The following is a 12,258-nucleotide window of genomic DNA, read 5'->3' on the forward strand; positions in this document are numbered from 1 at the left end:
GGCGCGATGCGGGCGATCCTGATCCTCGGCGGGGGCGGCCAGGTCGGCACGGCGCTGCGGCACGCCGCCTGGCCGGCGGGGGTGGCGCTGCACGCGCCGTCGCGCGAGGCCCTCGACGTCACCGACGAGGCGGCCGTGGCGGCGGCGCTCGCCGAGCGCGCCTACGCGGCGGTGATCAACGCCGCCGCCTACACGGCGGTCGACCGGGCCGAGAGCGAGGTCGCGGCGGCGTGGCGCCTCAACGCGCTGGCGCCCGCCATCCTCGCCGCCGCGACGGCGCGGGCGGGGATCCCGCTGGTGCAGGTCTCGACCGACTACGTGTTCGACGGCAGCTTGGCGGGCGCCTACCCGACCGACGCGCCCGTGAACCCGGCCAGCGTCTACGGGGCGAGCAAGGCGGGGGGCGAGATGGCGGTGCGCACGGCCAATCCGCGCCACGCGGTGGTGCGCACGGCCTGGGTGGTGAGCCCGCACCGGGCCAACTTCGTCAAGACGATGCTGCGGCTGGCGGGCGAGCGCGACGCGCTGCGGGTGGTGGACGACCAGCGCGGCTGCCCGACCTCCGCCGACGACCTCGCGGCGGCGCTCGCCGCGATCGCCCTGCGGCTCGCCGAGGATCCCGCGGCCCCGGGCGGCACCTACCATTGCGTGAATGCCGGCGCGACGACCTGGTGCGGCTTCGCGCGGGCGATCATGGCGGGCGCCCGGGCGCGCGGGGCGCGGGCGGTCCCGGTCGAGCCGATCGCGACCTCGTCCTACCCGACGCCGGCGCGGCGCCCGGCCAATAGCGAACTCTCGACCGCGACGCTGAGCCGGGATTTCGGGATCGTGCCGCGGCCCTGGGAGGCGGCGCTCGCCGACATCCTGGACCGGCTGATCGGCCCGGTGACGCCGGCCTGAAGGAGGCCATGATGAAGGGCATCGTGCTCGCCGGCGGCTCCGGCACCCGACTCCACCCGGCGACGCTCGCGATCAACAAGCAGCTGCTGCCGGTCTACGACAAGCCGATGATCTACTATCCGGTCTCGGTGCTGATGCTGGCCGGGATCCGCGAGATCCTGATCATCTCGAGCCCCGAGCACCTGGACAATTACAAGCGGCTGTTCGGGACGGGCGAGCAGTTCGGGGTGACCTTCTCGTACGCGCTGCAGCCGCGGCCGGAGGGGCTGGCGCAGGCCTTCCTGATCGGGCGGGACTTCGTCGGCGCGGACCCAGTCTCGCTGATCCTGGGCGACAACCTGTTCTTCGGGGCGGGCCTGCGGGCCCTGCTGCAGCGGGCGCGGGCGCGGGCGCGGGGAGCGACGGTGTTCGCCTACCACGTCGACCACCCGGAGGCCTACGGGGTGGTGAACCTCGACGGCTCGGGCCGCCCGACCAAGCTGGTCGAGAAGCCGAAACTGCCGGAATCGACCTGGGCGGTGACCGGCCTGTACTTCTACGACAACCAAGTGCTCGACATCGCGGCGGCCGTGAAACCCTCGCCGCGGGGCGAGCTGGAGATCACGGACGTGAACCAGGCCTACCTGGAGCGCGGGCAGCTCGAGGTGGAATGCATGTCGCGCGGCTACGCGTGGCTGGACACGGGAACGCATGACAGCCTGCTGGAGGCGGGGGAGTTCGTGCGGGTGATCCAGAGCCGGCAGGGGATGCAGGTGGCCTGCCTGGAGGAGATCGCCTACCTGCAGGGCTGGATCTCCCGCGAGCAGGTGGCGGCGCGCGGCGACCTCTTCGCCAAGACGAATTACGGCCAGTACCTGCTGCGCCTCGCCCGCCAGGAGACGCACGCGGGCTATTGAGGCCGGGCGCCTCCGCGGCGGGGCTCCGCCCCGCCCCCGCCGTCACACCGGCCGCAGCAGCACGTGCTTCTTGCGCCCGAAGGACAGCTTGATCACCCCGTCCCCGGTCAGGTCGCCCTCGCCGAGCACCGCCCGCTCGTCGCTCACCGCGGCGTCGTTGACCTTGAGCCCGCCGCTGCGCACCTGCCGGCGCGCCTCGCTGGTCGAGGGCAGCAGCTTGGCGTGGTCGGGGCCGAAGGCGGCGAGCACGCCGAGGCCCGCGGCCAGGGCCGCCCGCGGGATCTCGACCGTCGGCAGGGTCTCGGGCGCCGCCCCCTCCTCGAAGGTGCGCCGCGCCGTCTCGGCCGCCGCCTCGGCCGCCTCGCGCCCGTGCAGCAGCGCAGTCGCCTCGGTGGCGAGCACCTTCTTGGCCTCGTTGATCTCGGCCCCGCCCAGAGCGGCGAGGCGGTCCGTCTCGGGCAGCGGCAGCAGCGTGAACAGGCGCAGGAAGCGGCCGACATCCGCGTCCTCGGTGTTGCGCCAGAACTGCCAATACTCCCAGGGCGAGAGCAGGTCGGGATTGAGCCAGACCGCGCCCGAGGCGGTCTTGCCCATCTTGGCGCCCGAGGCCGTGGTCATCAGCGGGCAGGTCAGGGCGTGGAGCTGCGGCGTGCCGAGCCGGCGCCCGAGGTCGATCCCCGTGACGATGTTGCCCCACTGGTCGGAGCCGCCCATCTGCAGGGTCACTCCGTAGCGCCGGTTCAGCTCCACGAAGTCGTAGGCCTGCAGGATCATGTAGTTGAATTCCAGGAAGGACAGTTCCTGGTCGCGCTCCAGCCGCAGGCGCACGCTGTCCATCGACAGCATCCGGTTCACCGAGAAGTGACGGCCGACCTCGCGCAGCATCTCGATGTAGTTGAGCTGGGTCAGCCACTCGGCATTGTCGGCCATGCGGGCGAGGCCTGCGGCCTCGCCGAAGCGCAGGAAGCGCGCGAAGGTCTTGCCGATCTCCGCCTTGTTGGCGTCGATCTGCTCCACCGTGAGGATCCTGCGGGTCTCGTCGCGGCCGGACGGGTCCCCGACCCGCGTCGTGCCGCCGCCCATCAGCGCCACCGGCGTGCCGCCGGTCGCCTGCAGCCAGTGCAGCATCATGATCGAGAGCAGGTGCCCGATATGGAGCGAGGGCGCCGTGCAATCGTAGCCCACATAGGCCGTCAGCCGGCCCTCGCGGGCGGCCTCGTCCACGCCCGCGAAGTCGGAGCATTGGTGGACGTAGCCGCGCTCGATCAGGACCTTCAGGAACTCGGAGCGGGGCGCGAAGTCGGTGGGCGCGGCCATGGGCATCGGGTCTCGTGTGGCGGCGGGACAAGCCCCGGCCGCCGTGCTAGCTCGGATGAATGCGCGGCGCTCATAGCAGCGCGCGGCGCGAAAGGCACGGGCCGGGTTCACGGGCCGGGTTCACGGGCCAGGTTCACGGACAGGGATCGCGGGCAGGCATCATGGGACGGGTGATCGGCCTGATGAGCGGCACCTCGCTCGACGGCGTCGACGTCGCGCTGATCGAGACCGACGGCGAGGCGGTGAGCGTGACGCGCGGCGGCAACGGCGGCCTCGCGCCGCTCGGCCCCACCGGCTACCGCGCCTATTCGGACGAGGATCGGGCGCTGCTGCGCCGGGCCCTCGCCGATGCGGAGGCGATCCGCGCGCGCGGCGACCGGCCCGGAATCCTGCGCGAGGCGGAGGATCTCGTGACCGCGCGCCACGCCGAGGCGGTGGAGGCCTTCCTGGCCGAGACCGGGCTCGCGCCCGGCGACATCGACCTCGTCGGCTTCCACGGCCAGACCGTGATCCACCGGCCCGGCGCGGGGCTCACCGTGCAGATCGGGGACGGCGAGGCCCTGAGCCGCCGCCTCGGCCTGCCGGTCGTCCACGACCTGCGCGACGCGGACGTGCGGGCGGGCGGGCAGGGCGCCCCGCTCGTGCCGGTCTTCCACCGGGCCCTGGCGCGGGCCTCGGGCTTCGAGGGGGCGCTCGCGATCCTCAACATCGGCGGCGTCGCCAACGTCACGCTGATCAGCCGGGCGGGGGATCTCCTCGCCTTCGACACCGGGCCCGGCAACGCGCTCCTCGACGACTGGATGCGCGAGCGCACCGGAACGCCCCTCGATCGCGGCGGCCGCGCCGCGGCGGCGGGGCGGCCGGACGAGGCGCTGCTCGCCTGGCTCCTGGTCCACCCCTACTTCACCCGCCGCCCGCCCAAATCCCTCGACCGGAACTGGTTCTCGCACCGGGTCGCCGGCCAGCTCCCGACCGAGGACGGGGCCGCGACCCTCACCGCCTTCACGGTCCGGGCGATCGCCCGCGCCCTCGACTTCGCCGAGGAGCCGCCGCCGCACTGGATCGTGGCCGGGGGCGGGGCGCGCAATGCCGAGATGCTGCGGCTGCTGCGCCACCACCTGCGGGCCGAGGTGACGCCGGCCGACGCGATCGGCTGGTCCTCCTCGCATCTCGAGGCCCAGGCCTTCGCCTACCTGGCGGCGCGCTCCGCCCGCGGCCTGCCGATCACCTTCCCGTCCACGACGGGCGCCCCCGCGCCGATGACCGGCGGCGTCACGGCGCGTCCGTGAGCCTCGGCCACGCGCTCGCCCGCATCGTCCGCGAGTACCCGGCGGCGCGCTGCGACCCGCTCCCCGGCCACCCGCTGGCGCACGTGATCCGCCGCGGCGCCCCCGACGAGGTGCGGGCCGCCCTGCCGCCGGGCGCCGCCCTCCTGGTGAAGGGCAGCCCCGGCCGCGGGCGGCACTGGGCGGCGGTGCCCTGGATCGCCGTCTTCGACCCCGCCGTCACCACCAGCGCCACGCGGGGCTACTACCTCGTCTACCTGTTTCCGACCGACCGGGAGGCCGTGCACCTCTCCCTGGCGCAGGGCACGGTCGCGGCGATGCGGGCGCACGGGTGCCGGGCCCCGGCGCATCTGCGCGCGGACGGCGAGCGCCTGCGGGCGCGCCTCGCCGACCATGCGGACCGGCTCCCGGTGACGCGGATCGGCCTCGGCACCGTCGGCGACCTCCCCCTCGGCTACGAGGCGGCGCACATCCTGGGCCTCAGCTACGGGCTCGCGGAACTCGGCGACGAGCGGCGGCTGCGCCGCGACCTCGCGGCCGGGCTCGAGGCCTGCGCGGCCCTCAAGGCGCGCGGCGGGCTGGCGCCCAGGTGATCCGGGATCCGCTTGATCAAAGCGGATCCCGGATCACGAGCCCGCGCGGCGCCTGAGCGAAGCCATCAACCGGATGGCGTATGAGCCGGCGGAGCGCCCAGTCGAAGCGCGGCTGTAACCTAACGGCAACAGGCATCCGGCGCTGGCACCGGAAGGCTTAGCGGCGCGTTAACCATGGCGCGCTTATCGCGTAACCGGGATCACCTTCGCGATTCGCCACAGCCCAGCCACAGCCCAGCCACAGCCCATGCCGCGACCGCCCGCCCGATTCGAGACCTGCGCCACGCCCGCGGCGGCCCTTCGGCCGGCCCCGCGCCGGGCGGCGACGCGTCTCGGCCTCGCGGCGGCCCGCCTCGTGGGAGCCTGCCTGGTCGGGATCTGCCTGTTCGGGACCTGCCTGGTCGGGACCTGCCTGGTCGGGGCTTGGCTCGGCCTCGCGCCCGCGGCCTGGGCGGGCGCGCTGCCGGCGGTCGCGATCGCGGCCGAGCTCTCGCCCGCGCCGGAGGGCGGCACCCGGCTCAGCGTCGTGCTGTCGCGCCCCGTCGAGGCCAAGGCCTTCGTGATGGAACGGCCCGACCGCGCCATCATCGACCTGCCCGAGGTGAACTTCCAGCTCCCGCTGGAGACCGGCCGGCGGCGGGAGGGCCTCGTCGCCTCCTTCCGCTACGGCCTGTTCGCGCCCGGCCGCTCGCGCATCGTCATCGACCTCGCCCAGACCGCCACGGTGGCCAGGGTCGCGACCAGCTCCCGCAAGCGCGACGGGGCGACCTTGCTCACCATCGACCTCGCGCGCGCCGACCGCGACGCCTTCCGGCGCGCCGCCGTCGCCCCGGCGCCGCCCGCCGCCCCGAAGGCCGTGCCGGCGAGCGCGGGCGACACCCGCCCCCTCGTCATCATCGATGCCGGCCACGGCGGCACGGATCCGGGGGCGATCGCCGCGAACGGCGCCTTCGAGAAGGACATCGTCTTCGGCGTCGCCCGGGACCTCGCGCGGCGCCTGGAGCAGGGCGGGCGGGTGCGGGTGCGCATGACCCGCGAGAGCGACGTCTTCGTGCCGCTCGGGGAGCGCGTCCGCATCGCCCGCGACGCGAGGGCGGATCTCTTCATCTCGATCCACGCGGATTCGATCTCGGCCGCCCCGCAGGTGCGCGGGGCCACGATCTACACCGGCTCCGAGAAGGCGACCGACGCGGAATCGGCCCGCCTCGCCGACCGCGAGAACAAGGCCGACCAAGCCGCCGGCGCCGACAGCGCCGAGGGGCCGGGCGACGTCGCCGACATCCTGCAGGAACTCACCCTGCGCGAGACCCGCGGCTTCTCGGCGCGCTTCGCGCAAGGCCTGCTCGGCCAGCTCGACCGGGTGATGGAGATGAGCAGCAAGCCCCACCGCGAGGCGGGATTCCGGGTGCTGCGCTCGCCGGACGTGCCCTCGGTGCTGGTCGAACTCGGCTACCTGTCGAGCAAGCACGACCTCGACCTCCTGCTCTCGGACGCGTGGCGGGCCAAGGTCACGACCCGCATGGCGGAGGCGATCGAGGCCTTCTTCGCCGCCCGCCCGGCCCCGGTCCCGGCCGTGGTCGCCCGCAGCTCGGCGCTGACCACCGCCCCAGTTTCACCATAGATCCCGTGTCGATGGGCGCCCGTCGGCGTCTCGATTCCCCAGGGCCTGCCGCGGCCGCTCGCCTCTCGCCGAAGCGGCGCGATGGGGATATCCTGGCCGCGGCGCGGCCTGCAGCCCCTGCGGCTCATCATCGACGGATCGGGTTCGGATGCGCTTTGTCCTTCGCTTCTTCGGCTTCCTGTTCAGCATCGCCGCGATGGTCTTCGTCGCCGGCGCCGCGGTAGGCGGCTACTTCTACTGGAAGTACTCTCAGGACCTGCCCGACCACGCCGCGCTCGCCAATTACGAGCCGCCGGTGATGACCCGCGTCCACGCGGCGGATGGCAGCCTGCTGGCCGAGTATGCCCGCGAGCGGCGGCTCTACCTGCCGATCCAGGCGATGCCCAAGATCGTCGTGGCGGCCTTCCTGTCGGCCGAGGACAAGAACTTCTACAAGCACAACGGCATCGACCCCGAGGGCATCGTCCGCGCCGTGCTCACCAACGCCCAGAGCGGCAAGAAGCAGGGCGCCTCGACCATCACCCAGCAGGTCGCCAAGAACTTCCTGCTCTCCAGCGAGCAGACGATCGACCGCAAGGTCCGCGAGGCGCTGATCGCGCTGCGCATCGAGTCGACCTATTCCAAGGACAAGATCCTCGAACTCTACCTGAACGAGATTTTCCTCGGCACGATCGTGCCGGGCCGCAACCTGCACGGGATCGCCGCCGCCGCCCTCGATTATTTCGGCAAGTCGGTGCACGAGCTGACGATCCACGAGGCGGCCTACCTGGCGGCGCTGCCCAAGGGGCCCAACAACTACCACCCCTTCCGCAAGACCCAGGCGGCGCTGGCCCGGCGCAACGAGATCATCGGCCTCATGGCCCAGAACGGGTACATCACCCGCGAGGAGGCCGAGGCCGAGCGCAAGCAGCCCCTCGGGGTCAATCCGCGCAGCATCTCGCCCAACACCGCCAACGCGAACTACTTCGCCGAGGAGGTGCGCCGCGAGATCGCCGAGCGCTACGGCGAGAAGAAGCTCTACGAGGGCGGCCTGTCGGTGCGCACGACCCTCGACCCGAAGATGCAGGCCCAGGCCCGCAAGGCCCTGGTGGACGGGCTCGTGCGCTACGACCAGGCCCGGGGCTGGCGCGGCCCGCAGGCCCGCCTCGACCTCGCCGGGCGCGACTGGGGCCAGGCGGTGGCGGAGGTGCAGGCGCTGGGCGACGTCCAGCCCTGGCGGCTCGCCGTCGTCCTCGACACGGCCGGCGGGCGGGCGCAGATCGGCCTGCAGCCCAAGCGCGAGAGTTCGGGCCAGGTCTCGAAGGACCGCGAGACCGGGATCATCGGCCCGGAGGGCGTGCGCTGGACCGGCCGCAGCGTGGCCGCGGCCCTGAGCCCCGGCGACGTCGTCTACGTCGAGCGCATGGACGGCGCCGGCAACGCCTACCGGCTGCGGCAGGTGCCGGAGATCTCGGGCGCCATCGTCGCCATGGACCCGCATACGGGCCGCGTCCACGCCATGGTGGGCGGCTTCTCCTTCGACGAGAGCGAGTTCAACCGCGCCACCCAGGCCCAGCGCCAGCCGGGCTCCTCGTTCAAGCCGATCGTCTACTCGGCGGCCCTGGACAACGGCTACACGCCGTCCTCGATCGTCCTCGACACCCCGATCACCATCGAGGCCGGTCCGGGTCAGGAGGCCTGGACGCCCTCGAACTACGACGGCAAGTCGGGCGGCCCGCACACCCTGCGCTACGGGATCGAGCACTCGAAGAACCTGATGACGGTGCGGCTCGCCAAGGATATCGGCATGCCGCTGATCGCCGAGTACGCCCGCCGCTTCGGCGTCTACGACGACCTGCTCCCGGTGCTGCCGATGTCGCTCGGCGCCGGCGAGACCACGGTCATGCGCATGGTCACGGCCTACTCGATGCTCGACAATGGCGGCCGGCGCATCCGCCCGACCCTGATCGACCGCATCCAGGACCGCACCGGCGAGACGATCTACCGCCACGACAACCGCAAGTGCATCGGCTGCGACGCCGAGAAGTGGTCCGGCCAGGACGAGCCGAAGCTCGTGGACGAGTCCGAGCAGGTGCTCGACCCGCTCACCGCCTACCAGATGGTCTCGATCATGGAGGGCGTGGTCCAGCGCGGCACCGCCACGATCCTGAAGGACGTCGGCAAGCCGCTGGCGGGCAAGACCGGCACCACCAACGACGCCAAGGACGCGTGGTTCGTGGGCTTCTCGCCGGATCTCTGCGTCGGCATCTATCTCGGCTACGACAAGCCCCGCTCCCTCGGCGACCGCGCCACCGGCGGCGGGCTGGCGGCGCCGATCGCCCGCGACTTCCTGAAGGCGGCGCTGGCCGACAAGCCGCCGACTCCCTTCCGGGTGCCCCCGGGCATCAAGCTGATCCGGGTCAACCTCGCCTCGGGCACGCGCGCCTCGGGCGGGGAGGGGAGCATCCTGGAAGCCTTCAAGCCCGGCACCGCGCCGCCCGACAGCTACTCGGCCCCGGCGGCGGCCCAGCCCTCGGCCCCGGGCGCCCCGCCGCCGGACGCGGACCGGGCGGCCCAGGCGGGCGGCTTGTACTGACGCACCGGATTGCGGGGTCCCCGCGCGGGATCCCGCCCCGATTGGTCCGCGAGCAGGCCCTGGTGGCGCTCGTCCGCCCGGTCACCCGCCTCGGCTTCACCGCCACCGTCGTTGCGGGCCGCCTCCTGCGCTTGGTCTCCGCACTTGGCAAGCGGGCTGGCGGGCGGAGCCTCCGTCACGGCCCGGGAGACGGGGCTCAACGTCCGGCAGCGAGGCGCCGCCATCATCCTCCTGCCCTGCGGTGGCGACGAGGGACGATGATGGCTGAGGAGATCCGCGACCTCGATCCGGCGGACATGCTCCGCTCGGACGAGGCCATCGGAGCGGTCCTGTCCGGCCTGCCCCGCGCGCAGCTGCAGCGCTCCCTCGCGGAGGGCGGGATCCCGAGCCTGGAGATCACGCTCGGGATCCTGAGGGCGCTCGGTGTCGGGGTCTCGGCCACCCCGCTCGGGGCCGCTTCCTGACCGGCGGCTCCGTTTACACCGCCCCGCCGGGGCGCTATCACACCCGCCCACCTCGCCAACCCCGACACACCAGATGCGCGCCGAGATCGAACAACTCTCGGATGCCGCCAAGCAGTCGATCGGACTGCTGAGGAGGCATCTTTGACTGGGATACCGCCGACAAGCGCCTCGCGGAGCTGAATGCCCGCTCCGAGGACCCCGACCTCTGGAACGACCCGGAGGCGGCCCAGCGGGTCATGCGCGACCGCAACGACCTCGAGGAGGCGGTCGCCTCCATCCGGCGCCTGGAGCAGGGGCTGGAGGACGCCGCCACCCTGATCGAACTCGGCGAGATGGAGGGCGACGAGGCCAGCATCCGCGAGGGCGAGGAGCAGATCCGCGCCGTCCAGGCCGAGGCGGCGCGCCGCCAGATCGAGACCCTGCTCGCCGGCGAGGCGGACGGGAACGACACCTATCTCGAAGTCCACGCGGGCGCGGGCGGCACCGAGAGCCAGGACTGGGCCAACATGCTCCAGCGCATGTACGCCCGCTGGGCCGAGCGCCGGAAGTACAAAGTCGACATCGTCGAGTGGTCCGAGGGCGAGGAGGCCGGGATCAAGGGCGCCACGCTGCTCATCAAGGGCCACAACGCCTATGGCTGGCTCAAGACCGAGTCCGGGGTGCACCGGCTGGTGCGGATCTCGCCCTACGACTCGAATGCCCGGCGCCACACCAGCTTCGCCAGCGTCTGGGTCTACCCGGTGGTGGACGACCGGATCACCATCGAGGTGAAGGAATCCGACTGCCGGATCGACACCTACCGCTCCTCCGGGGCGGGCGGACAGCACGTGAACACCACCGATTCGGCGGTGCGCATCACCCACCTGCCCACCGGCATCGTGGTGGCCTGCCAGCAGGAGCGCTCCCAGCACAAGAACCGGGCCACCGCCTGGAACATGCTGCGCGCGCGGCTCTACGAGCTGGAGCTGAAGAAGCGGGAGGAGAAGGCGAATGCCGAGGCGGCCTCCAAGACCGATATCGGCTGGGGCCACCAGATCCGCTCCTACGTGCTGCAGCCCTACCAGCTGGTGAAGGACCTGCGCACCGGGACCCAGTCGACGAGCCCGGACGACGTGCTGGACGGCGACATCGACCCCTTCATCGAGGCGTCCCTGGCCCAGCGCGTCTATGGCGGGGGCGAGGCGGTCGAGGACATCGACTGACGGGCCGGCGGGGCGCCCCGCGGCCCCCGGCCGCGCGGCGCCCCGCCCTCCGTCAGCGGATCCGCGACCATGCGCCGCCGTCGGGGCCGGCCGAGCCTCCTCCCGCGAAGGCCAGGGCGCTCGCCCGCAGGAAGCGCTGCGGGTCGACGGGCTCGCCGTCGATCCGCGTCTCGTAGTGGAGGTGCGGGGCCGTCGAGCGGCCGGTCGAGCCGACGCGGCCGATCACCTGCCCGGGCTCGACCACCTGGCCCGGCGCCACCGCGAAGGCCGAGAGGTGACCGTAGCGGGTCGCGAGCCCGTGGCCGTGGTCGATCTCCACCATGTTGCCGTAGCCGCCGGCGTACTCCGCCGACACGACGCGGCCCGCCCCGGCCGCGCGCACGGGCGCGCCGTACTCCGCCTTGAGGTCGACCCCCGTGTGCAGGGCGAGGCCCCGGGTGAAGGGATCGACCCGGTAGCCGAAGGGGCTCGACACGCCGGCATCGAGCTGGGTCGGGCGCCAGAGCGGCAGGGCCTTGACGACGCGGCGCAGCTCGTCGCGCTCGCTCATCGTGCGCTGGGCCATCATCAGCGCCGTCTCGAAGGCGCCGCTCCCCACCGGGACGAGCGGCCCGCCGATCCCGGCCGGGCGAGAGGCCGCGAAGCGGTGCGGGTCGAGGCCGAGATCGGCCACGAGGCGGCGCAGCCGCGCCGCCTCGCCCTGACTGCGCTGCAGGATCCGGTCGAGGGTGAGGCTCTGCCGGGCCGCCGCCGCGTCGAGGGCGGCTTCGAGTTCGGCGACGCGCAGCGGCAGGCTGAGGGCGCCCGGGCGCGGGGCCGGGTCCGCGGCCTCGCTGCGCAGGCCGAGGGATCCGGGCGTCGGCAGCGGCGCCGGCTTCGGCGGCGCCGCGGGGAGGGGGGCCGGGTCGTGGGCCGACACGCCCTCGCCCGCCTGCTCGGCGAGCCCGAGCAGCATCGCCTGGCGGTTCTCCAGGGCCATCTGCCGGCTCGCCAGCTCGGCGACGCGGGTCTCGACGCCGTCCTGCTCCAGGAGCTTCTGCGTCGCCACCCGGTCGAGCCGGGCGCGCAGCGCGCTCACCTTCTCCTCGTAGGCGTATTGCATGGCGCTCTGGCGCGCCATGAACTGCGCCAGCGCCGCGTCGTGGAAGACGATGAACCAGGTGGCGGCGCTGGCCCAGAGGGCGAGGAGCCCGAAGGCCGCGCCGGCGAGGACGACCGTCCGCCGCCGGATCACCCACTGGCCTGGATCGTCCGCGGCGGGACGGGGCGGCGGGCCGGGGCGGGAGCGAGGTGAGGGCATCGGGCCGTTCCGAGGACGTATCCAGGAATTGAGCCCGTTAGGGTTAAGGAAATGCCAAGGGCCGCACCCCGCGGCCCCGGATGCGCGGCGCCCGAGCGCCCAAG

The 12,258-nt window shown here is 73.3% G+C and carries 10 protein-coding genes; 8 read left to right on the plus strand and 2 right to left on the minus strand.

Features of this window, described 5'->3' with window-relative positions; all coding sequences use genetic code 11:
• Window positions 1–6: 6 nt before the first annotated feature.
• Together rfbD and rfbA are read left to right on the plus strand one after the other, a co-directional pair.
• Entirely contained in the window at window positions 7–900 is an 894-nt protein-coding gene (gene rfbD, locus M446_RS28185) for a dTDP-4-dehydrorhamnose reductase (RefSeq protein ID WP_012335502.1), read from the plus strand.
• An 11-nt stretch (window positions 901–911) separates the two neighbouring features.
• Window positions 912–1,796, plus strand: a complete 885-nt coding sequence (gene rfbA, locus M446_RS28190) for a glucose-1-phosphate thymidylyltransferase RfbA (RefSeq protein WP_018263793.1) — start codon at window positions 912–914, stop codon at window positions 1,794–1,796.
• Between the two features lie 42 nt (window positions 1,797–1,838).
• On the opposite strand, the gene tyrS is transcribed toward rfbA, so the two are convergent.
• Entirely contained in the window at window positions 1,839–3,113 is a 1,275-nt protein-coding gene (tyrS, locus tag M446_RS28195) for a tyrosine--tRNA ligase (RefSeq protein WP_018263792.1), read from the minus strand.
• A 161-nt stretch (window positions 3,114–3,274) separates the two neighbouring features.
• On the opposite strand from tyrS, the gene M446_RS28200 reads away from it, so the two are divergent.
• From M446_RS28200 to prfB, 6 genes are all read left to right on the plus strand, one after another.
• Window positions 3,275–4,402: an anhydro-N-acetylmuramic acid kinase gene (locus M446_RS28200; RefSeq protein WP_012335505.1), complete on the plus strand. Its 1,128-nt coding sequence runs from the start codon at window positions 3,275–3,277 to the stop codon at window positions 4,400–4,402.
• Window positions 4,399–4,992 (plus strand): DUF3578 domain-containing protein, encoded by a 594-nt coding sequence (locus tag M446_RS28205; RefSeq protein ID WP_012335506.1) that lies wholly within the window; start codon window positions 4,399–4,401, stop codon window positions 4,990–4,992. The genes M446_RS28200 and M446_RS28205 overlap by 4 nt, the downstream gene beginning before the upstream one ends.
• Window positions 4,993–5,239: 247 nt before the next feature.
• Window positions 5,240–6,613, plus strand: a complete 1,374-nt coding sequence (locus M446_RS28210) for an N-acetylmuramoyl-L-alanine amidase (protein WP_012335507.1) — start codon at window positions 5,240–5,242, stop codon at window positions 6,611–6,613.
• A 148-nt stretch (window positions 6,614–6,761) separates the two neighbouring features.
• Window positions 6,762–9,188, plus strand: a complete 2,427-nt coding sequence (locus tag M446_RS28215; RefSeq protein ID WP_012335508.1) for a penicillin-binding protein 1A — start codon at window positions 6,762–6,764, stop codon at window positions 9,186–9,188.
• A 260-nt stretch (window positions 9,189–9,448) separates the two neighbouring features.
• Window positions 9,449–9,652 carry a transcriptional regulator gene (locus M446_RS28220; RefSeq protein ID WP_265576452.1) on the plus strand — a complete coding sequence of 68 codons (204 nt, stop codon included), beginning with the start codon at window positions 9,449–9,451 and terminating at the stop codon, window positions 9,650–9,652.
• 73 nt (window positions 9,653–9,725) lie between these two features.
• A protein-coding gene (prfB, locus tag M446_RS28225) for a peptide chain release factor 2 (RefSeq protein ID WP_150108745.1) occupies window positions 9,726–10,854 on the plus strand; the annotation gives its coding sequence in 2 pieces (ribosomal slippage) (window positions 9,726–9,794 and window positions 9,796–10,854; 1,128 coding nt in all).
• A gap of 52 nt (window positions 10,855–10,906) precedes the next feature.
• Here the strand turns inward: prfB and M446_RS28230 are convergent.
• A complete protein-coding gene (locus tag M446_RS28230; RefSeq protein WP_012335511.1) occupies window positions 10,907–12,154 on the minus strand; it encodes a M23 family metallopeptidase in 1,248 nt (415 codons plus the stop codon).
• Window positions 12,155–12,258 lie beyond the last annotated feature (104 nt).

The sequence above is a fragment of the Methylobacterium sp. 4-46 genome (assembly GCF_000019365.1).
Lineage (GTDB): Bacteria > Pseudomonadota > Alphaproteobacteria > Rhizobiales > Beijerinckiaceae > Methylobacterium.